Source organism: Paenibacillus sp. FSL R7-0179 (genome assembly GCF_038002265.1).
In the GTDB taxonomy this organism is placed as follows: Bacteria; Bacillota; Bacilli; order Paenibacillales; family Paenibacillaceae; genus Paenibacillus_AQ.
In genome coordinates this window covers 85,857-105,834 of the sequence record NZ_JBBOCC010000001.1, presented here as the reverse complement: position 1 = coordinate 105,834, position 19,978 = coordinate 85,857, and the positions used below count along the sequence as shown (strand labels likewise).

The 19,978-nt window shown below is 50.4% G+C and carries 23 protein-coding genes; 16 read left to right on the top strand and 7 right to left on the bottom strand.

Annotation, left to right across the window (positions count from 1 at the left end):
* Positions 1–6 precede the first annotated feature (6 nt).
* Together MKX63_RS00445 and MKX63_RS00440 are read right to left on the bottom strand one after the other, a co-directional pair.
* Complete coding sequence (locus MKX63_RS00445; protein ID WP_341014531.1) at positions 7–141, bottom strand: hypothetical protein; 135 nt, start codon at positions 139–141, stop codon at positions 7–9.
* A 32-nt stretch (positions 142–173) separates the two neighbouring features.
* The gene (locus tag MKX63_RS00440) at positions 174–599 is read right to left on the bottom strand and encodes a phosphotransferase (RefSeq protein WP_341014530.1); all 426 of its coding nucleotides are present in this window, start codon (positions 597–599) and stop codon (positions 174–176) included.
* Between the two features lie 330 nt (positions 600–929).
* On the opposite strand from MKX63_RS00440, the gene MKX63_RS00435 reads away from it, so the two are divergent.
* From MKX63_RS00435 to MKX63_RS00420, 4 genes are all read left to right on the top strand, one after another.
* Entirely contained in the window at positions 930–1,442 is a 513-nt protein-coding gene (locus MKX63_RS00435) for a hypothetical protein (RefSeq protein ID WP_341014529.1), read from the top strand.
* Positions 1,443–1,469: 27 nt separating this feature from the next.
* The gene (locus MKX63_RS00430; RefSeq protein ID WP_341014528.1) at positions 1,470–1,784 is read left to right on the top strand and encodes a hypothetical protein; all 315 of its coding nucleotides are present in this window, start codon (positions 1,470–1,472) and stop codon (positions 1,782–1,784) included.
* Between the two features lie 47 nt (positions 1,785–1,831).
* The gene (locus tag MKX63_RS00425) at positions 1,832–2,032 is read left to right on the top strand and encodes a hypothetical protein (RefSeq protein ID WP_341014526.1); all 201 of its coding nucleotides are present in this window, start codon (positions 1,832–1,834) and stop codon (positions 2,030–2,032) included.
* A 65-nt stretch (positions 2,033–2,097) separates the two neighbouring features.
* Positions 2,098–2,307: a hypothetical protein gene (locus tag MKX63_RS00420; RefSeq protein WP_341014525.1), complete on the top strand. Its 210-nt coding sequence runs from the start codon at positions 2,098–2,100 to the stop codon at positions 2,305–2,307.
* Between the two features lie 131 nt (positions 2,308–2,438).
* On the opposite strand, the gene MKX63_RS00415 is transcribed toward MKX63_RS00420, so the two are convergent.
* The 3 genes from MKX63_RS00415 to MKX63_RS00405 form a co-directional block, all read right to left on the bottom strand.
* The gene (locus MKX63_RS00415) at positions 2,439–3,317 is read right to left on the bottom strand and encodes a carbohydrate ABC transporter permease (protein ID WP_341014523.1); all 879 of its coding nucleotides are present in this window, start codon (positions 3,315–3,317) and stop codon (positions 2,439–2,441) included.
* Positions 3,318–3,371: 54 nt separating this feature from the next.
* On the bottom strand, positions 3,372–4,256 hold the full coding sequence (locus MKX63_RS00410; RefSeq protein ID WP_341014522.1) for a carbohydrate ABC transporter permease: 885 nt from the start codon (positions 4,254–4,256) through the stop codon (positions 3,372–3,374).
* An 83-nt stretch (positions 4,257–4,339) separates the two neighbouring features.
* On the bottom strand, positions 4,340–5,638 hold the full coding sequence (locus tag MKX63_RS00405; RefSeq protein ID WP_341014521.1) for an ABC transporter substrate-binding protein: 1,299 nt from the start codon (positions 5,636–5,638) through the stop codon (positions 4,340–4,342).
* A gap of 544 nt (positions 5,639–6,182) precedes the next feature.
* Between MKX63_RS00405 and MKX63_RS00400 the strand changes: the two genes are divergently transcribed.
* Together MKX63_RS00400 and MKX63_RS00395 are read left to right on the top strand one after the other, a co-directional pair.
* A complete protein-coding gene (locus tag MKX63_RS00400) occupies positions 6,183–8,141 on the top strand; it encodes an S-layer homology domain-containing protein (RefSeq protein ID WP_341014519.1) in 1,959 nt (652 codons plus the stop codon).
* Between the two features lie 17 nt (positions 8,142–8,158).
* Positions 8,159–10,708: a hypothetical protein gene (locus MKX63_RS00395; RefSeq protein WP_341014517.1), complete on the top strand. Its 2,550-nt coding sequence runs from the start codon at positions 8,159–8,161 to the stop codon at positions 10,706–10,708.
* A gap of 27 nt (positions 10,709–10,735) precedes the next feature.
* Here the strand turns inward: MKX63_RS00395 and MKX63_RS00390 are convergent, their stop codons facing one another.
* Positions 10,736–11,452 (bottom strand): GntR family transcriptional regulator, encoded by a 717-nt coding sequence (locus MKX63_RS00390; RefSeq protein WP_341014516.1) that lies wholly within the window; start codon positions 11,450–11,452, stop codon positions 10,736–10,738.
* A 199-nt stretch (positions 11,453–11,651) separates the two neighbouring features.
* On the opposite strand from MKX63_RS00390, the gene MKX63_RS00385 reads away from it, so the two are divergent.
* Both MKX63_RS00385 and MKX63_RS00380 read left to right on the top strand, forming a co-directional pair.
* The gene (locus MKX63_RS00385) at positions 11,652–12,632 is read left to right on the top strand and encodes a BadF/BadG/BcrA/BcrD ATPase family protein (protein ID WP_341014514.1); all 981 of its coding nucleotides are present in this window, start codon (positions 11,652–11,654) and stop codon (positions 12,630–12,632) included.
* Positions 12,629–13,957, top strand: a complete 1,329-nt coding sequence (locus MKX63_RS00380) for a 6-phospho-beta-glucosidase (protein WP_341014513.1) — start codon at positions 12,629–12,631, stop codon at positions 13,955–13,957. Before MKX63_RS00385 ends, MKX63_RS00380 begins: the two co-directional genes overlap by 4 nt.
* 64 nt (positions 13,958–14,021) lie before the next feature.
* On the opposite strand, the gene MKX63_RS00375 is transcribed toward MKX63_RS00380, so the two are convergent.
* On the bottom strand, positions 14,022–14,855 hold the full coding sequence (locus MKX63_RS00375) for a hypothetical protein (protein ID WP_341014512.1): 834 nt from the start codon (positions 14,853–14,855) through the stop codon (positions 14,022–14,024).
* A 254-nt stretch (positions 14,856–15,109) separates the two neighbouring features.
* Here MKX63_RS00375 and MKX63_RS00370 point away from each other — a divergent pair, with 254 nt between their 5' ends.
* The 8 genes from MKX63_RS00370 (at position 15,110) to MKX63_RS00335 (ending at position 19,967) form a co-directional block, all read left to right on the top strand.
* Positions 15,110–15,358 (top strand): hypothetical protein, encoded by a 249-nt coding sequence (locus MKX63_RS00370; protein WP_341014511.1) that lies wholly within the window; start codon positions 15,110–15,112, stop codon positions 15,356–15,358.
* A gap of 246 nt (positions 15,359–15,604) precedes the next feature.
* The gene (locus MKX63_RS00365; RefSeq protein ID WP_341014510.1) at positions 15,605–16,069 is read left to right on the top strand and encodes a hypothetical protein; all 465 of its coding nucleotides are present in this window, start codon (positions 15,605–15,607) and stop codon (positions 16,067–16,069) included.
* 48 nt (positions 16,070–16,117) lie between these two features.
* Positions 16,118–16,675 (top strand): DinB family protein, encoded by a 558-nt coding sequence (locus tag MKX63_RS00360; RefSeq protein WP_341014508.1) that lies wholly within the window; start codon positions 16,118–16,120, stop codon positions 16,673–16,675.
* A 15-nt stretch (positions 16,676–16,690) separates the two neighbouring features.
* Complete coding sequence (locus MKX63_RS00355; protein ID WP_341014505.1) at positions 16,691–17,017, top strand: DUF3139 domain-containing protein; 327 nt, start codon at positions 16,691–16,693, stop codon at positions 17,015–17,017.
* A gap of 143 nt (positions 17,018–17,160) precedes the next feature.
* Positions 17,161–17,316 (top strand): hypothetical protein, encoded by a 156-nt coding sequence (locus MKX63_RS00350; RefSeq protein ID WP_341014503.1) that lies wholly within the window; start codon positions 17,161–17,163, stop codon positions 17,314–17,316.
* Positions 17,317–17,355: 39 nt separating this feature from the next.
* Positions 17,356–17,568 carry a hypothetical protein gene (locus tag MKX63_RS00345; RefSeq protein WP_341014501.1) on the top strand — a complete coding sequence of 71 codons (213 nt, stop codon included), beginning with the start codon at positions 17,356–17,358 and terminating at the stop codon, positions 17,566–17,568.
* A 157-nt stretch (positions 17,569–17,725) separates the two neighbouring features.
* Positions 17,726–18,055, top strand: a complete 330-nt coding sequence (locus MKX63_RS00340) for a nucleotide pyrophosphohydrolase (protein WP_341014499.1) — start codon at positions 17,726–17,728, stop codon at positions 18,053–18,055.
* A 19-nt stretch (positions 18,056–18,074) separates the two neighbouring features.
* A complete protein-coding gene (locus MKX63_RS00335) occupies positions 18,075–19,967 on the top strand; it encodes a DUF2075 domain-containing protein (RefSeq protein ID WP_341014497.1) in 1,893 nt (630 codons plus the stop codon).
* Positions 19,968–19,978: the final 11 nt, after the last annotated feature.

The window sequence follows — 19,978 nt, the reverse complement described above, 5'->3', positions numbered from 1 at the left end:
GCCTTGCTATTCCCAATAAGACACGCCGCTGAAGAGGAACGATTCATTGTTTAAGTAGGCCTTAACCTCTCTACTGGCTAATTTACCAATATGTCCAGGCAGCCATTCCTGCCAGTCCGGCAGACCCAACCAGAAATTCATCGTCTCCAGTTGTGCTGCAATGAAGAAGCCCTCTAACCGCTGGGTATAGTTATCCGGTAACGGATGGGCTTGGAATAAGACTGAAGCAGCTGTTCTCTGAACGAAGGATGGATGTAGGAGAACGTCCAGCCCAAATCCACTAAGTAATAACCGAACCCGCAAGCGCCGAAATCAATGGGCCGTACTTCTTGTTCAAGGAACACCAAATTACTTGGAATCAGATCAGCATGAATCATTCCCCAATTACTGGCGGTCCGCTCCATAGAATTCATCATGTGAATGACCCGCTCCCCGGCTAGCCGCAGCAGCTCCACATCACCCGCACTAAGCAGTCCGGCAGCCGCATGTTCCTTCAGCATATCAAGGGCTTGCAAGATCCGGGAGCCGTCGAAGGCCGGGCGTTCAAAAGCATCGGGGATGCTCCAGTTCGAGGCTTGCTTATGTAGCTTGCCGATCAATTCACCTATGGCTCAGGCATCTTCTATAGTAGGAATGAAAGGCTTCTGCTCACTCTCCACCCATCGTAACAAAGTACAGTGAGTATGGTTCACATCCGTAATGAATTCTCCGCGAGTATTCTTGCAGGGTGAAGGCAGAGTCACATCGGTATCCAAGGTTAAGGCTTCCAGCCAGACCATCTCGGATTGAAGGACTTCCCGCTCCCTCATATATCAAAGTATATAGGAACGATAACATAGCTGTGCACAGGCGGGAATGGAACGGTTGATTCTATTCGTTTTTTATTGATAGGATGAGAATGAAGTTTAGTTGAAGGGAGTGAGGACGCAATGATTGATTTTCTTAGAGATAAGAGTATAAAGGCCTTTCACGAAATATCTGAGATCGCAGAGCGTCCAGATTTACTTTTTTCCAATGACAAACAGCAGTACCAAGCCGAGGCCCGTTATAACTTCTACACCATTCAGAGATTGAACAAGCTGATCCGAAAAGACAAGCTCTCGCTAAATGAATTCAAGCAGCTCATAAGCTTCATTGAAGATTCCTGGTCCAGCTATTTGAGCCGTCTCTATCCAGGGAAGCCGTTTGTGTTCTATTGTTGGGGGGATTATCAGATTCCCGCGTTCCAGGTCTCGGTCGTGTCCTTTTATGAAGGGGTTGAACTGCCTTTCGGATGTGTACTGGAGAAGGTGAATGACATCAGCCAAGTGCTATCGCATTATGTGGATATAGTGAAAGCTGGGAGCATCGAAGTGTCAGAGGCAGAAGAAGAAATGAGCAGTCCAGAGTCAGACAACAACGATTATAAGCTTATGGTGTATTCCAAGAGAATGATATGTTGAACTGGAAAAGGGGACGGTGATGATCTGATGGACATCCATAACTGCAACCTGAATATCTGGGCCCATCTGCCGGATGAGATTTGGACGAAAGTAGCTAATATATATGAGTCGATGCCTGGTTGGCTGGGGTACACAGACGGAATTCCGTATTGGTACGGGCAGGAAATGGACGAGAGGTTCATAACGGCGTCCGTTGAGCCGAGCGGCTTGTCGTTCTACGCCCAGATGCAGACGAGCGAGTGGGATTCGTGGATCGGAAGGCTCAAGGCGGAAGCGACGAGGGTGCTGGGGTTTGCAGTGGGGGAGCCGGAGGATGAGGGATTTCATGTGAATTTCGAATAATTCTGCTCGGCCAAAATATTAAGGTCCCCCATAAGGAGGATAATGACATGTCTGTTCCCTCAGTCTCTAAGCCATTCCTGTGGTGGTGCACCGTTTTGACGGTCATTATCCTCTTGGGTGTTATTGCCTACCGGACAGGGTCCGCATGGTATCACAACCACCAGCTACGCAAGGATTTCTCGGCTACGGCAGCAGCCAGTCCCTATCAACAAGGCATTCCGCTGGAGCAGATGGATCTGGGCGCGTAAGCTCCTATTTTCCCGGTATCTCTGGAGAGCCTGCCTATGTGATAACGCATTTCATACAAGCGCCTGTGTCTCTGCAATATTATAGTGAGATTCCAAGCAAGGATACGGCGGTGGCTCTACATATCCCCAAGGGGACGGTCATTGAAGCCATTCCGCAGCATTCCCCGGGGTCCTCATTCTATGAGTTAGGGTACGGGTATACCAGCTATCCTGCGTATGAGAACGGATGGCGGTATGTCCGGCCGTTCAAGACGGAAGAGGCGGCAAGTTCGTAGATAGCATGAGAGTGTTCGCAACATAGCCCCTCCAGGCAGATTAGACTTGGAATCTCATGAGTTCATGGTTCCGGTTACGTCTGCTGAAGGGGCTATTTGTCGTTAGTGTGAATGATCTTACTGCCGGCCGCTTATTTCAGCGCCCCTTCAGTCAGGCCGGCCACGATATAGCGGTGGAAGAAGAGGTAGACGATAATCATCGGGAGCGTAATCATCGCCAGTGCGGAGAACAGCAGCTTATAGTCGGTCATATAGCGGCTGGAGAAGGCCAGCAGACCTACCGGAATCGTCTTCAGGGAGTCGTCCTGGATATACAGCATAGCCAGCAGCAGCTCATTCCAGGCATTCAGCGCAGAGAAGATCCCCACGGTAGCCATATTCGGAATCAAGAGCGGAAGGATGATTCTGCCGTACATCCGCCAGTCTCCGCAGCCGTCAATCCGGGCAGCCTCCAGCAGCTCTTTCGGGATCGAGTCCAAGTACGCCTTGAGCAGGAAGATGGCCAGCGGCAGTCCGGTGCCGATATAAGGGAGAATTAAGCCCATATAAGAATCCTTCAGATTCAGCTGCTCAAAAATATAGCTCTGCGCGATGAAAAAGGATTGCAGCGGCATGAACAGTCCGAAGACGAACAGCAGCATCAGCAGGCTGCTGCCGCGGAAGCGCAGCTTGCTGAAGGCGAAGGCTGCGAGGCTGGCGAAGAGCAGAATACCCGCAACGGTGACCGAGGTGACAATTACACTGTTGCTGGCGTAGGTGCTCATATTGCCGACCGTCCAGGCTTTGGACCAGTTTTGCAGATGAATCTGCTCCGGCAGCGCGAACGGAGAGGAGAAGATCTCCCGGTTCACCCGGAAGGAAGAGAGAATAAGCCAGAGAATCGGGTAGGCATAGAAGCAGGAGATGACGATCATGAACAGATAATACAGGATATGCGGGAACGGTCTGCGGCGGGCGGCTTCCCCGCTGTTATAGGATTTTTTCTTGATATCCAGGGCCGTGGTCGTCAAGGGATACACCTCACTTTCTCATAATGTCGCAGTTTACATGCTCCGGGTTCCCCGCTAATACTCCAGGACACCGTCGTCCTTCTTCTTCATTTTTCCGGCCACCAGCCCGATCACCGCGATTACAATCGTCATAATGACGGCCAGCGCGGAGCCGTAGCCGATGCTCATATGGGTGAAGACGACCTTGACCAGATAGGTGGTCACGATCTCGGTTGAATTGTACGGTCCGCCGTTAGTCATGACATAGAACAGATCAAAGGACTGGAAGCCGGTGAGCACACACAGCATGATGCCTGTCTCCACCAGATTACGGATCATGGGGATTTTGATTTTGAAGAAGATCTGTGCTTCCCCTGCGCCGTCCAGATAGGCCGATTCGTAGACTTCTTTGGAGATGCGCTGGATTCCGGAATAGAAGATGGTCATATAAAAGCCTGCATACACCCAGCCGGAGACGATACAGATGGCATACAGCGCGGTATCGGGGTTGCCAAGCCAGACACGGGTCCAGCTCTCCAGGCCGATTTTCTCCAGCAGGATATTAATGAGGCCAAAATCGGAATTATAGACGAACTTCCACAGGTAGGAGACGACAATCATCGGCAGCATGACGGGGACGAAGAAGGCTAGCCGGAATATTCCGCTGCCCTTGCGGCCCATCGTGATCAAGCCTGCGAGTCCGAGTCCGGCAATGACCTCGACCAAGACCGTAGCAACAATATAGATCAGCGTGTGTCCGTAGGAGTTAATGTAGACCTGGTCCTGCAAAGCGCGGATGTAATTGTCGAAGCCGGTGAAACGCATCGTGCCGATCCCGTTCCAGTCGTAGAAGCTGAAGACGAAGGTCATCAGCACGGGGACCAGGACAACGAAGCCAAACAGCAGGAGGGCGGGAGAGATGAACAGGTAGGGAGAGAGCTTATTGCTTCGGCCGGACATGGGGCCACCTCCAATTCTTGATGTACAAGGAAATACATAATTTCCGTTTTCGGGATGAAGCCGCCTTGCGGGCGGATTCACCGTTATTTTTTCAGAGGGGCAATGGTGGTCTCCAGCTCAGCCAGAGCAGCTTCAGGGGACTCCGCGCCTCCGATAACCTTAGAGGTGGCCATATTAAGCGCGTTGGCGACCTCAATGGAATAGCCGGTATCGGGCGGCGATACAAGCACTGGGGCATTCTCCATCAGATCGTTCAACTCCAGCGAGAGCGGAAGCATGGTCTCCTTGTTAATCCCGTCTTTGGTAATCGGCACAGCACCGGCGTCTGAGAGCTTCTTCGAGGATTCGGGGGAGCTGTAGAGCTTCATGAATTCGATGGCCTCACCGATCAGCTTGGAGTTCTTATTGACTACCATTCCGTTCAACACGCCGATGACGCTCTCCTGATTGCCCTTGCCGTCCGGCATGGCCGGCGTATTGAAGTAGCCCAGCTCAAGGCCGGGGGTTTCTTCCACTGCGGTCGCAGCCAGCCAGCTGCCGATCGGATGCATAGCACCGCTGCCGTTCAGGAACAGCATATCCGCTTCACTGTCGCTTGCGGCAGTAATGTTCTCATTAATATAGCCCTTATCCCAGAGCTCCTTCACATAACCATAGGCTTTGGCGAAATCAGGGGAATTGAACGGCTGCTTCAGCTGCATGGCCTCACTGTAGGCATCCTCGCCCGCAACGCGTGAGAGGATATGGGCAACCCAGTTGCCTGCTGTCCACAGATCGGAGTTGCCAATCACGAGCGGGGTGATGCCTGCCTGCTTAATAGTTTCGCATACCTTCAGGAATTCCTCCCAGGTGGCTGGCGGCTGAAGGCCCAGATCATTGAACACCTTTTTACTGTAAAAGATTACGTTCGTCACATCGCCCGCAGTAGGAATCATATATGTCTTGCCGTCGATCACCATCCCATTGAAGGTCCCTTCGGCGAACATATCCTTCAGTCCTGAGCTCTCGAGCTGGTCTGTAATATCTGCGGCATACCCGTCCGTGACTCTGGTCTGCAGACGCTGTCCGGCCCATTCGAAGTACAAGTCAGGAGCATTCTTGCCGCTTAGCAGATTGGGCAATCCAATCGTCTGATACGTGTCATCGTCCTGATAGTTGAATTCCACCTTAATCCCCTGATGCTGTGCCTCGAACTCCTTGCCGATCGTCTCCCAGACCTTGATCAGGCCTTCGCCGGGCGAGCCCATAGCAATCCGGAGGGTTTCCTGCTTAGCACCGGACCCGCCGGTATTGGCTGAGCTGTCATTAGAGGCTGCAGAAGAGCAGCCCGTCAAGGCGGTAACCAGCATCGTTGAGACCAGTGCAATCTTCCTTTTGTTCATTCGTTCATCGCTCCTTCGATTTGTATGGGCCAATAAGCTGATGCGACTACGCGATTCCCTCTTCTTTCTGCTTTTCCTTTCGCATTCACACTCCCGTATGTAATATTACTTAACTCAATAGAGTGAGGTATCCCCGGTTTGGTCTAAGATTTGTTCGGAATAAGTAATTTGTAGTAACAATATAGTTTTCATTATTAAGTATAGCCAAGGACCTGTCAATTGTTTTTTTAGGCGAAAAGACAGAGAAAATTCATTTTTAACCGAAAGTGAAGGAGGATACAACTCTTCCAGCGTAAAATATTGTAAGCGCAAACAACGTTGATATCACAAGGAAATATACGATGTTATGGGAGGAAGTGGAAAATGGGGTGTGTATGTAGAACCCGCATGATAAATGTATTGACAATTTGTTATGATTAAAAATAGAATGTGTGTAAATGTTACTACAACAACATCGGTAACCTTACATGGGGGTGACATTGGTTAGGGCTATTCTGGAGCTGGCTTTATCGCGTTAACGATTACACTTTGAGGAGGAATGCATATGAAGTTCAGATGGAAGCAGATGCTCGGAGTATTCGCCGTCGTCTCGTCCGTGGCATGTACAGTTGTATCCACGGTATCGGCAGAAGCCGCCGAGAAGATTCCTGCATGGGCCGCTGAGGAAATGGCCTCGTGGAAGGAGATGGGGCTACTGAAGGGGAATCCCGATGGCCTTGTGCTCCCGAACGAGGGAATCCGCAAAACAGAATTCGCCGCGTTGATTAACCGGATCTTTAATTTCAGTGAGGAGAGCGGCCAGAGCTTCAGCGATGTTCCTAAAACGGCCTGGTACGCCTCTGAGATCAGCAAGGCAGTCGCAGCCGGTGCTCTTGTCGGCGATGGCGGAGGGAAGATCCAGCCGCTGGAGATCCTGACCCGGGAGCAGGCGGCGCTGATGCTCAGCAGAGTATTCCATGTTACAGCATCAGGAAATTCATATGCCCCGTTCACAGATGACGCCCTTATTGCCGGCTGGTCCAAGGGAGCGGTCTATGCGATGAAGGAGGCCGGTTATGTAGCGGGCACACCGCAAGGCGCATTCCAGCCCAAGAAGGCATTGACGCGGGCCGAGGCAGTGAAGATGATGAACAATGCCATGGGAACCCTGGTGGCAGACGGGGGAGAGCATTCAGGCATCTCCGGCAGCAACCTGATCGTTAACACAGCGGGAGGTACGTTATCTAATCTGAAATTATCTGGGAATGTATATATTACTCCCGGCGTTGGCGAAGGGAATCTGAGCCTCAACAACGCAGCAGTTGAAGGCGTCGTCTACATCAACGGCGGCGGTGTGAACAGCATTACGCTGACAGACAGTCAAGTGGGCAGCATTGTGATCAGCAAGCCTGCTTCTCCGGTAAGAGTAATCCTCAAGGGGAAGACCACTGCCGGGAAGATGGATGTAACCTCGGGTGCCAGAATTGTTAATGAATCCGGCCAGCCGGTTAGTACCATGAACTTGCTTACGCGGGCTTCCGATGCTGTCTCCGTGTCAGGGGATGTCAATGAATTGAATGTAACTGCACCGGCGGGCTTCACGCTGGAGAGCGGCCGGATTGGCAGCTTCAACCTCTCCCTTAAGGCAGGCGGCTCAGCGATCAAGCTGAACAAAGGCAGTGTTGTCACGAAAATGACCTTGAACGGTGCCGCAGTGATCACCGGTGAAGGGACAATCGCCGAAGCGGTGGTCAATGGAGAAGGGGTGTCTTTCCCGGTCAAGCCGGACAAGCTGACGGTCAATGCTGCCAAGGTAACGATAGGCGGACAAGATTATGACGCTTCAGGACAGCTCATTAATCCTGCGGCCGGCAACCCGGGAGGCTCGGGTTCAAGCGGCGGCACAGGAACTCCAACTCCGACCCCAACCTCATCTCCGAATCCAACCCCTAGCCCGGGTACGGGGAATCCAACGCCGACACCAACACCAACGCCGACACCAACGCCGACATCAACGCCAACACCAACACCGACGCCGACGCCAACGCCAACGCCAAAACCAACACCGACACCAACACCGACACCAGAGCCCAAAGCTGTCGAGCTGTACACCTATACGGAAGCATTAAGTTCGTTCAGCTCCACAGGAGCAGAAGGGCTGGCCAAGCAATACCTGACCTTCCTTCAGGACCCTTCCTACAATCCTCCGATCGCTAACAAGGATGTGGTCATGCCGGACCTTGTGAATGCCGTGACTTTTGTTAACTATGAATTTAATATCAAGCCTTCCATATTCGCTTCGATGCGGGGGATTAATACCTCTGTTCTAGACAAGACCCGGACTTATTTATGGATTGGAACAGACAGCGGAGTCACCAGAATTAATCTCGCCACGAATGAAATGACCACTTATACCGCTCAAGGCAAGCAATTGTACGATGACAAGGTGCTGCTGCTTTTGCCGGATGAGAATACGGGGGTACTGGTGATCACACGAACCGGCGTATCGCATATCTACCAATAAGGAAAGGGGAGCTTACCATGGACAAGATGAAAAGAACGGGCATGAAGATCACGGGTGGACTGCTTGCTCTAACATTATTCGTATTGCCGGCGGCGCCCGTGCTTGCGGAGAAGCTGCCTGGCTCGGCGTACTCTCCGGTTCAGCTGGAGGCTGTGCAGACCAAAGAAATGACCTATTACAAAGCCGGATCGGCTTCTATCCCGGGCAACATTGAATGGGTCACCGATGCTTCAGCACTCAAATTCCTGCCGCTCTCGGTCATCGGCGATGTAACCAGTGTGGTTCTGGACGGGGGAGTCTACTGGATTGGAACGGAGACCGGCTTACAGCGGGTGGACTTCAGCGCAAGCGACACCAAGGATATTGTGCAGTATATGGCTGGACCAAGGTATCTGTATGGCGGAGACGATCATGTGACGGGACTGGCCAGTGACGGTAAGAACGGCATTTGGGTCCGTACGGCGAGCGGGGTCACGCATATTGCGATGCCGGAGAAGACGCTACATGATAAATCGTTTATCTATGAGGATCTCGTGCAGTCGATTCTGGACCGGCGCGGCATGGTTCATGGCGCGGGCTTCACCTTCCCAGAGACGGACAGCACGCTGGATGCGGTCAATTACAACTCCGCGACCGGAGTGTTCACATCCACGCCTACCACCAGCGATAATGACGGTCTATGGACCGCGATGTATGCGATGGGCGAAATTTTCCGCTATAAGGCATTGCAGGAGCAGTACGGAACGAGCCCGGCTTCAGAGGAGCAGGCCGAGATTGCCGCGGCCAGAGCGGCAGCGCTTAGAGCGACCAAGGCTGTACTGCTGCTCGATTATGTCTCCGGCCGCGGCAACGGGTTCCCGGCACGCTCGTATATGCTGACCAGTGAAGCCAGTGCGGCTACAGTGGATAATTCAGTGTATGGCTACCAGTCCCAGAACGGCTTCTGGTTCCAGAACTTCGTCGGGCCGGACATGATCAACCCGAATGGAATCATTCCAAGCATGCAGCGTGGCGACGGAGTTGCGCCGATCGGCTATTCCATGGTCAGAGTAACCAAAGACGCAGAGAACAAAAAAGGCTCCACCCTGTTCCCGAGCGGAGGCACGGATGTGCTGAACTACAATGGACTTGGCCTTAGCCAAGCTGCCATTGACGAGCTGAACCTGACACGTCCCGAAGGCCAGAAGCTGGGGATTGATATCAAGACCCGGGTTGGAACGTCCGTAACCGGCGCAGTGTATCAGGTGCTGCCAGTCATTACGGCTGCCACGAACAATAATGACGCCAAGGAAGACAAAACAACAGGCCTTCATAATAAGCCGTTGTTCCAGCTGACAGCTCCCGTATATGAGCAGATTCCGTCATTCTTCAATGATCTGTTCCCGGAGAGCGCCATTGTGGACGGCCATATCGACATGAACCAGATTGTGTATAAGGCCGATACTTCGGCAGATGAGGTGGATGGCCATTATGCCATGTTCTATACCGCCTATAAATATCTGATCGGGGACAGCACCGATCCTGAGCTGCTTGAGCTGAAGGCCCTCATTGAAGAAACGACGCACCGCATGACCGAGCTGATCCTGAAGGACGACCACTATTACATTGAGGACGCTACCGGCAAATCAACACAGTGGTCCAGATGGTTCGCCAAATACTTCAACGACAGTGTTGGGACCATGGAGCGGCAGGAACAGTGGAAGTCCAAGATTGGGGTCGATGAGAATGGGGATGATGCGCTGTCCTACGGCTACGAGGACGGTCCGCTCAACGCACTGCAAGTCATGGCTGCACTGAAATCGGCAAGCTATATTGTCGCAGAGAGTTATCCGGCTGATTCAGCCAAGTATGAGCTGGCGTATGAGCAGGCTTTTGAAGGCGGCTACAGCAAGGAAGAGCCATATATCAACGGTAAGGGCTACATGGCGATGGCGCAGGAATATATTGAGCGCAGGCTCGTCCGCCAGGCAACCAATGCTTACAGCGGGAACGATAACCAGCCGGTAACGATGGACAATGTGGGAGACGACACCAACACCAATGCTACGCTGCATAATGACTGGACCCAATATATCAATTATTCAGATGAAGAGCTGGGCTGGTTCCCGGTATTCATCCTGGTGACTCTTGAGCAGGATGCAGACCGGCATGCGCAGATTGTAGCCGCCTATGACCAGTGGTACTCCAATGAGGTGCGGGAGGAGAATCCGTTCTACACCTTCCTCTACCAGCTGGCGCACCCGGACAAGACCGATGTCGATCTGCAGTCGGCGGTCCGTTTCCTGTACCGCTTCCCGGAATTCCAGATTGAATTCCCGGTGCAATGGGACCGTCAGGATGTCCTCTATATTGAACCGGGTGACCGCGATGATTATAAACAGACGAATTACGCACTGGCTCCGGACGAACGGCGGATCATTAAGCATAACTCGAATCCGTTCGAGAATGACAGCCAGACGACCGGTGCCAATCCGGGGTATAACTACCGTTCGGGCAGCATTGAGGCGGGTTCGGTATTCACGCTGCCCTACTGGCTGGGGAGATATTTCGAGATTATTAAAGAGTAACAGGGGTTACCGGGACGAAGGTCACCTTCATCCGAATTGTCTCTCAATCGTATAGCTGGGGAAGTCTCCCCGGAATACGCCGAAGCTGTACTCCAGCGGCGAGCCGTCAGCCAGATAAGTAAAAGTTCTCACTTGCAGGCAAGGAGAGCCTTCTTTGACACCCAGCAGCTTGCTGGCGGTTTTGTCCGCGAGGACCGGCTTCAGCTGCTCCACAGAGCGGTGGGCCTTCAGGTTGTACTCTGACTCCAGGAAGGAGAAGAGCGAGCCGTCCTTATAATCATTGATGAGCCCGGGTGCCAGATCCCAGGCGATATAAGTGGTCTCGTACAGGAGCGGTTCATGATCGGCGTAGCGGAGCCGCAGTAACTGATTGACCGGAGCTTTGATAGGAATATTCAGGAATTCATTGAGCGGGATCTCGGCAGGCGTCACCTTGGCTTCGATAATCTTACTGGTGGGCTCCTTGCCGCTCATCAGCACATCCTCGGTGAAGCTGCGCTTCTGGTTAAGCTGGAGCTCCTTGCGTTTGACGAAGGTGCCCTTGCCCTGGTGCCGCTCCAGAATATCCTGCATCTCAAGCTCGCTGAGCGCGAGGCGGATGGTGGTCCGGCTGGCGGAGAACATATCGCATAATTCAGCCTCGGTGGGAAGCTTCTCTCCGACGGCATAGTGGCCGGATTGAATCTGTTTAAGCAGTTGTTCTTTAATATTGAAATATAATGTATTATTAGTTCTCTTTGTCATTACAAGTGTCCTCCGATGGCAATTTGTTATATTATATCACGGAACAAGAGCCGGAGAAACTATTGTGTAACAACTGAGATTTCAAGCTGAAGGAAAGCTATACGTGCAATGTCAGCGGAACAAAGAGAGGGCATTTGTAGGAACAATGTCTGCAATTATGACTATTAAAATAACAATGGACCAATCAGGAGTGGAAGCTATGTATCTAGCAGGTGTAGACGGCGGCGGAAGCAAGACCATCGCTGTTATCGCCGATCATAACGGCAGGATTCTGGGGTCGGCAGTGACCGGCTGCGGTAACCATCAGATTATTGGAGTGCGGGCGGCGGTGCTCAACATTCGCGGAGCGCTGTTCGGTGCACTTGCAAAGGCAGGGGTAGGCATCGACCAGCTCGATCATGTGCAGTTCGGTCTTGCGGGCGCTGACCGCAGGCCGGATATGGACAAGCTATATCCTGAAATCAGCAGTCAATTAGAGCTGCGGAGCTGGGATATCGTCTGCGATACGTTCGAGGGGCTTCGTGCCGGGAGCCCGGATAACACAGGGGTGGTGCTTGTCTGCGGTAGCAATACGAACGCGGCCGGCCGCAACCGGCTTGGGCAGACGGTGCAGATAGGCGGCTTCGATACCTTGTTCGGTGACCGGGCCGGCGGCTTCTATCTCGCGGCGCAGGCGTTCAGCAGAGCGGTGCGCTGCTGGGACGGAAGGGAGCCCTACAGCGAGCTGGTGGAGCGGATACCGCAGAGGCTGGGTTTTACAAGCTTCGAAGAGATGGTGGACCGTTACCTCGATGATGACATCACTGCGCCGCCGCTGGAGCTATCACTGGTTGTTCATGAAGCGGCAGCTGCGGGGGATTGGCTCTCCCGCCAGCTGCTGGCGGATATGGGCAGAGAGCTGGGGATCGCTGCGGCGGCTGTCATCCGCAGGCTGGGCGGCTTCGAAGACGAAGCGGTGCCGGTCGTCCTGACCGGGAGCATCCTGCAATCGGGCAGAAGCCCGCTGCTGCTGGATGCACTGCTTGAGGCAGTGTGGGCGGAGCATCCCCGCTGCACACTGGTCATTCCGGAGCTGCCGCCTGTGTTCGGTGCCGTGATGCTGGCGATGGACCGGCTGGGCATCCCTGTAACCAGTGCAATACTAGAGCAATTCAAGAGAGACGGAGGAAATCACAGATGAAGAAGAAGCACTTGAAGCTTGCAGTGATCGGAGGCGGTTCCTCCTATACGCCGGAGCTGGTGGAGGGCCTGATCCGGTATCATGATGAATTTCCTGTTGCGGAGCTGTATCTCGCCGATATTGAGGCGGGGGCGGCCAAGCTGAGCATCATAGGCGAACTCGCCCAGCGGATGATCGATGCCAGCGGCAAGCCGATCCGGCTACATACCACACTGGACCGGCGCGAAGCGATCCGCGGTGCGGACTTCGTGGCCACACAGATCCGTGTCGGCATGCTGGATGCACGCTCCAGAGATGAGAGAATCCCGCTGGCCCATCATCTCATCGGCCAGGAGACCACCGGAGCGGGCGGCTTCGCCAAGGCGCTGCGCACCATTCCGGTCATTCTGGATATCTGCCGGGATATCGAGGAGCTGGCGCCGGATGCGTTCATGATTAACTTCACCAATCCGGCCGGGATCATTACGGAAGCGGTCTCCAAGCATTCCCGGGTCAAGTCTGTGGGGCTATGCAATCTGCCGATCAGCACCAAGATGCAGGTCGCTGAGCTGTACGGAGTTCCGCAAGCCGAGATGTTCATTGAGATTGTCGGCATCAATCACCTCAACTGGACAACCCGGGTGATGCTGCAGGGGGAGGATGTGACGGAGGACTTCCTGAACAAGCTGGCCGGAGCCAAGGGACCATCCATGGCCAACATCCCTGATCTGGAGTGGGATTCCGAATTCATTCAGTCCGTGGGTGCACTGCCTTGTCCGTATCACCGTTACTATTATATGAAGGAAGAGATGTACCGGGAGATCTCCGAGCATTATCAGGAGACGGGCAAGACACGCGCCGATGACGTGAAGGAAGTGGAAGCCGAGCTGTTCGAGATCTACAAGCAGCCTGAAGTCAACAGCAAGCCGGCGCAACTGGAGAAGCGCGGCGGCGCCTACTATTCGGAAGCCGCCGTTCAATTGATGAAGTCGATCTACAACGACACCGGCGACATCCAGACCGTCAATGTACGCAATCAGGGGATCATTCCCGAGCTGCCCGCCGATGTCTCCATCGAGATCAACTGCGTCATCAAATCCGACGGCCCGCACGCACTCGCCCCCACCAAGCCCCTCCCTCCCCAGATCCGGGGCCTGCTCCAGGTCGTGAAGGCTTATGAGGAGCTAACAATCGAGGCCGCCGTCAGAGGAGATTACGCCTCTGCCCTGCAAGCCCTCACCATCCACCCCCTCGTAGGCGACGAGCACCTCGCCAAAGAAGTTCTGGCCGACATTCTGGAGCAGAATGCTGATTACCTGCCGCAGTTTCGGGTGCGGGTGAGATAGAGGATTAGCTTAAAAAAAGGAACAAAGACGCTCGGGCATCCCCCGCAGCGTCTTTGTTTATGGGTTAGTATTTAATAATATACCACCCGCTGAATGTTGAATAATTCAGACCGTTACCATAATTGCGATCAGCAGTTTGTGGATTGCGAACCGAGTTGCCGCTTGCATCTCTGAAATCAATGGCAGTCAGGCCGCGTTTGTGTGACCAGCCTCCGTCAGCATCTTGTCTATACCAGTGATAATCATAATTCGGTGCAATGACTAAGGCTACTTTGTATTCCCTATAACCTGGGACCTCGCTATAAGAAGAACTACGAAGAGATTTACTCATATAAGGCATGTCAGCTTTTGCTGCAGTAATTATGCTGTTTGTTGTTAAACTTGAAAAAATATTTCCTGCCTTTTCACCCGGTTGTAACTTATGGCCTGAATAGGTTGAGGTATTCAACATATACGCATAGCAATTCGCCTTATCTGTCAATGGGGCCCAAACACTTGTATTATAAGGATGTTCGTATCCGCCAGTTACCATGGTTTCAAGTCGTTGAACCTCTGCGGATTTATTGGAGTCCTGTTTAGGCTCAGAAGCATTCTGAGGGTATTGTGTTTCATTCATTGGTATTTCACTGGCTGGTAAAGCTGTTTTGCTGAATGTGGAGGTAAATCCAGCAGGTCTGTAATTGACTTGCAGTTGTACTTCTTCAGGCAAGCTGTTAAACCACTCTAACCATTCTTTTGGATCAGGATTAAAAGATGCTAAAGGGTCAACAGATGATTCAAGCTGATGTATTGAAACATTTTGGGAATTGATTTCGTTAGTATTAGTGCTTGCTAATACTGGGGTCGTAAGCAGAAATACCATTACAACAGCTGTGAGCAAGGAAAGTAGTTTTTTCATTCAGAAACCTCCTGATTTTTTAACACACTTGACTTGCAGTTGTTTACCATGCCCCCTTTGTTCTATTATTAGTGTGTTTTACATAAATATGGTATAATGATTACCAAAATATATCCAGTAAAATTATGGAAGAAACGAGGATCGATATGAACATATCCAGATGCTTTAAGCTTTCGATGACATTGTTGTTCGTATTAATGTTCTGTGCAGCCTGCCAAAATAAAGAGAAAGAAGATGTAAGGGAATATATTTCATTGCATGAATTAAAGAGCTTGTCTGAGAAGGGCTCCTCACTAAGCTGGAATGATTTCGACAAATATCCGTTCGAAGATATCGGCTCAGGATTGTATATTAGAAAGTACAAAATCGAAGGGGAACGGCAGTTGCTGGTCAGGGGGAAGAGTCTTGATAACCCGCCTGAGCAAATTACCATTATTGAATCAAATGGTACAGAGCGGGAGTTCACACCAGAGATTGTGAGCGAAATGGAAGATGTGAAGTGAAATTCTATAAGGAGTATGGGAGATGAAGGACAAAGACGCTCGGGCATTCCCGCAGCGTCTTTATTTTTGCGCTTGTGCCAAGCCCAGGTGAAAGGTCATTCCCAATACGGCCCAGCTAGAAATTCATGGTCTCCAGCTGTGATACAATGAAGAAGACTTCTAACCGTTCAATATAGTTATTCGGTAATCTATGAGTTGCACAATTCATTAATTGGGTTGTAGAAGGAAGCGATATAGGAGGTTAAGATGGCACTAACACATGAGTTTTATCTGATTCCTGCTATAGAAGATGCAGAACACTTGTGGAGGAATATAGCTAATCACCCGAAAGTCGTGGATAGTGTGGTCATACATGACGACATTATTCTGTACATAAACGATACCATGAAATGGATTCCAAGCAGAAATCCGGCGTTACCAGGAGCGCCGACAGGTGCCGGGATTAACTATTATGGTGTGACTCTTTTCAATCAGCATTCGGCGGCTGCCTTGTACAGGATATTCTCCGCTTGGAGAGACCTATTCCTGAATTCACCACAAGTATTAGAACTTACCGGAGAATTCTATACGGTTGAGGGCGAAGCGCAGTCTGGGCAGTATGAACGATTGATCTACGAGCGGGATGAGGTCATTGAGCAGTTTGCAAAGATGATTTCATTCGCGGAAAAGTTGGCTGAAGGCAGGTTTTATTTGTACCATTGTGGGATTTAGTTGTGCTTGTTGTGTTGAGTCCATAGATAACTGAAAGCTGGTGGAAGCATGAACGTAACTCAAGCGATAGGTTTCATTGATCAGGAATTATCCCAGACGTTAAGTGACTATCAAGACTGGTTTGATTTGAAGTCCGACGTCCGATCCTTTAAACCGCAGGTTGGATGGAGTATTGAACAAGTATTGGAGCATGTAACCTTAACTAATCACTTTCTGTTGATTCTCATTCGTAAAGGGAAGCGGAAAGCTATTGAACTCTCCAAAAAGAAAGATCTGCCGGCAGTGATTGAATCCCGTCCAATTAATCTTCAGGAGCTTGATGCAATAGCGAAGCATAAGGCTTTTGAATGGATTAGGCCAGAGCATATGGAGCCTACAGGAGACAAAGAATTAGGGCAGATTAGAGCATTGCTGGAAGAGCAGATTAGCGAATGCAGAGAGCTTTTGAAGGAGCTAGGAAACGGAGAGGGGCTACTCTATACAACCACAATGACGGTAAACAACCTGGGGAAGCTTGATGTTTACCAATACATCTATTTCCTGTGCCAGCACGCCAAGCGGCATATTGTGCAAATGCAGAAGGTTATGGAGGAGTATACAGGGTAGACTGGGGGATTTATCATGAAGAGAATCAAAATGCTACTCCTGGTAATTGTTCTGATGGCTTGCACCTTAGGATTAGTTGGATTGAAAATATTCAAAGACAAAACAACGAACGAAGTAGAAACTTACTTAATAGAAGAGCGAGGGTATAACCCGAATGATATAAATGAAGTTTATACTCAAATTGGTAAAGCTCCTCTGGTGAGTACGACCATCATTTTTGATGATGATCGAAGCTCCAGATATTTTTATCGTAAAGAAAATGGAAAGATCTATCAATACAGTAGGGCTCCCGTTCAAGGTGTGGATGATGGAACAAAACAATATAGGCATATTGAAGAATGACAAGGGCGAGACCTTTTGCGTGGTTGATCAGATTATCCGCAGTACTTCCAATAGAACCTTAAGCATACAATAGAATAGGATGTTAAATAACACCTTCACATGAGGGTGTTATTTGTTTCAAAATATTTGTACGGAGGAATATCATGAAAAGATTAATAGGGTTTTGTCTATTATTACTATTGACCGCTTGCTCTAATTCTCAAGAAACTAATACAACAAAGAAGGATATTTCCTTTGCAGAGATTAAATCCTCTCAAAGTAATGCAGCGCCTATTATAAAATGGAATGATCAAATTTAATTAATAACTGACGAAAAAGTATCTGCCAGTGAAGTTGAGTTGGAAATCGGAACAGTTACCAGTTACTCTATTACAGGCGAAGCAATAACACCGAACAATTTATCGAATTATTATGGTACAGGCACACCTTTTTTCATTATTAAAGGGAAAGACGAATTAAAAGAGCTAGCGATCCAGACCAGTAAAGAAACCTTTGTGAAGGCAATAATTCCATTGGCAGTTACCAGCTCTAATTCTGAATTCCAACTCTAATATGGTTCTAGACCAATTCACGAACCAGGGCTCCAATAGGAGTCCTTTTCTGTGTAATTTTAGAAATATCATAGATTTACATTAGGGATTGGGCTATCATCATTACATACAGAGAAATTGTGGAAAATTGAATTTGACCCACTGGGCGGAGGTACACATGGACGAATTAATGCAGAGAATCATTCAATTCCGTGACGACAGGGACTGGAAGCAATTCCATGATCCCAAGGATCTGGCGCTCTCGATCACGCTGGAGTCTAGCGAGCTGCTGGAGCTTTTTCAATGGAAGAACAGTCAGCAGGCTATAGAGCAGCATTACTCCGACATGCAGGACGAAATTGCGGATGTTCTCATCTACACGCTGACGCTTGCCCATGATCTGCAGATCGATGTTAAGGATGCTATCCTCCAGAAGATAGACAAAAATGCGAAGAAATACCCCATATCCAGCTCCAAGGGAAGCTCACAAAAAAGCACACAGCAGTGAATGAATAGGGGAGAGCTCTATGATTATCTATGAATCGACCAAGCAGCAGTTTATGGATGATGTGACCGAGGATACGATTGCGGTAAAGATCCATAACCAGTACGTCCAAAAAATCGGCAGGGCCGCCATGGGCGAAATCAACGCCTGGAACAATTCCATGAACTATCTATATAAAGTACTGAACACATCGGACATTCCAGATGACGCAGGAATCGCGATTGAATATAGAATTCCAGCGACTCCGAGAAGAGTCGACTTCATGATCACAGGCCTGAACGAGCAGGATCAATACTCTGTCGTCATTATTGAGCTTAAGCAGTGGACGGAAGTGGAGACAGTTGAGGATGCAGATGGACTGGTGCAAACCTATTTTAACCGGACCAAGACTAGAACGTCGCATCCATCTTACCAAGCGTGGTCTTATGCCAGGCTAATCAATGATTATAATGAGACCGTGCAGAACGAAGCTGTACAGCTCTATCCCTGCGCCTATTTACATAACTACATTCAAACCGACAACGATCCGTTATTACATCCAGTCTATGATCCATACATTGAGGAAGCACCGATTTTCTCCAAGGGAGATGCACTGAAGCTAAGAGGGTTCATCACGACCTATATTAAAAAGACCGATAGAACCAAATCGCTGTACCTTATCGAGCATGGCAAAATTAAACCCTCCAAATCGTTGCAGGATTCACTCCTCAGTATGCTCCAGGGGAACCAGGAATTCATCATGATTGACGATCAGAAGGTCGTCTATGAGGAAGCTTTAAGATTAGCGAAGCAGGCCCAGTCGGGCAAAAAGCAAGTCCTGATTGTCGAAGGCGGCCCGGGGACAGGCAAATCGGTGCTTGGCATTAATCTTCTGGTAGAACTGACCGCCCGGGAACTCGTCTGCCAATATGTGACCAAGAATAGCGCTCCGCGTTCTGTGTACATGAAGAAGCTTCAGCAGAACGTGAAGAAGTCGGTCATTGATAACTTGTTCAAGGGCTCAGGCGTATATTATGAGGCATTACCTGATGAATTCGATTGCCTGATTGTCGATGAGGCACACCGCTTAAATGAGAAATCCGGCCTGTTCAAAAATAAAGGGATCAATCAGACGATGGAGATCATCCGTGCTTCGCGGTTCTCCGTATTCTTCATTGATGAATATCAGAAGATTGCTATGCACGATGTAGGCAGCAAGGAGCAGATTCGACACTATGCGGAGCAAATGGATGCGGACATCACGGAGTTAACGCTGGCCTCCCAATTCCGGTGTAATGGTTCCGACGGATATTTGGCATGGCTGGATGATGTGCTTGAGATTCGGGAGACGGCGAATGCCGACGGCTTCGACTTCGAGTATGATATCCGGCTCTACGATGACCCCAATAAGCTGCGGGACGAAATCTTCAGCAAGAATCAGATCAATAACAAGGCCCGAATGCTCGCCGGCTACTGCTGGGACTGGAAGAACGATGGCAAGAATAATCCTGGCGTTCACGATATTCAATTAGAGCAATACCAATTCTTCATGAGCTGGAACCTGAGCAACACCACTACCTGGGCAATCGACCCTGAATCCATTGAGCAGGTAGGCTGCATCCACACCTCACAAGGCCTGGAGTTTGACTATGTTGGCGTGATCATCGGCGAAGATATGCGTTATGAGAACAACCGGATCATCACCGACCCCTTCAAGCGTGCGAAGACGGACAAGTCCCTGTCAGGCTTCAAGACCCTGTACAAAAAAGACAAGGAAGAAGCCCTCCGCATAGCCGATCAGATTATCCGTAACACCTACCGGACCCTAATGACCCGGGGAACGAAGGGGTGCTATATCTACTGTGTTGATCCTCATCTGAAGGCGTACTTGCAGAGGCGTTTGGCTTTGCAGGGGGCGGTGGTGGGGTTGGGGTGACTATTATATGA

Bases quoted from the DNA above. Each gene is read 5' to 3' on its own strand.
- MKX63_RS00445 (WP_341014531.1), bottom strand. From the start codon at position 141: ATGAATTTCTGGTTGGGTCTGCCGGACTGGCAGGAATGGCTGCCTGGA.
- MKX63_RS00435 (WP_341014529.1), top strand. From the start codon at position 930: ATGATTGATTTTCTTAGAGATAAGAGTATAAAGGCCTTTCACGAAATA.
- MKX63_RS00430 (WP_341014528.1), top strand. From the start codon at position 1,470: ATGGACATCCATAACTGCAACCTGAATATCTGGGCCCATCTGCCGGAT.
- MKX63_RS00425 (WP_341014526.1), top strand. From the start codon at position 1,832: ATGTCTGTTCCCTCAGTCTCTAAGCCATTCCTGTGGTGGTGCACCGTT.
- MKX63_RS00410 (WP_341014522.1), bottom strand. From the start codon at position 4,256: ATGTCCGGCCGAAGCAATAAGCTCTCTCCCTACCTGTTCATCTCTCCC.
- MKX63_RS00405 (WP_341014521.1), bottom strand. From the start codon at position 5,638: ATGAACAAAAGGAAGATTGCACTGGTCTCAACGATGCTGGTTACCGCC.
- MKX63_RS00400 (WP_341014519.1), top strand. From the start codon at position 6,183: ATGAAGTTCAGATGGAAGCAGATGCTCGGAGTATTCGCCGTCGTCTCG.
- MKX63_RS00395 (WP_341014517.1), top strand. From the start codon at position 8,159: ATGGACAAGATGAAAAGAACGGGCATGAAGATCACGGGTGGACTGCTT.
- MKX63_RS00390 (WP_341014516.1), bottom strand. From the start codon at position 11,452: ATGACAAAGAGAACTAATAATACATTATATTTCAATATTAAAGAACAA.
- MKX63_RS00385 (WP_341014514.1), top strand. From the start codon at position 11,652: ATGTATCTAGCAGGTGTAGACGGCGGCGGAAGCAAGACCATCGCTGTT.
- MKX63_RS00380 (WP_341014513.1), top strand. From the start codon at position 12,629: ATGAAGAAGAAGCACTTGAAGCTTGCAGTGATCGGAGGCGGTTCCTCC.
- MKX63_RS00375 (WP_341014512.1), bottom strand. From the start codon at position 14,855: ATGAAAAAACTACTTTCCTTGCTCACAGCTGTTGTAATGGTATTTCTG.
- MKX63_RS00365 (WP_341014510.1), top strand. From the start codon at position 15,605: ATGGCACTAACACATGAGTTTTATCTGATTCCTGCTATAGAAGATGCA.
- MKX63_RS00360 (WP_341014508.1), top strand. From the start codon at position 16,118: ATGAACGTAACTCAAGCGATAGGTTTCATTGATCAGGAATTATCCCAG.
- MKX63_RS00355 (WP_341014505.1), top strand. From the start codon at position 16,691: ATGAAGAGAATCAAAATGCTACTCCTGGTAATTGTTCTGATGGCTTGC.
- MKX63_RS00350 (WP_341014503.1), top strand. From the start codon at position 17,161: ATGAAAAGATTAATAGGGTTTTGTCTATTATTACTATTGACCGCTTGC.
- MKX63_RS00340 (WP_341014499.1), top strand. From the start codon at position 17,726: ATGGACGAATTAATGCAGAGAATCATTCAATTCCGTGACGACAGGGAC.
- MKX63_RS00335 (WP_341014497.1), top strand. From the start codon at position 18,075: ATGATTATCTATGAATCGACCAAGCAGCAGTTTATGGATGATGTGACC.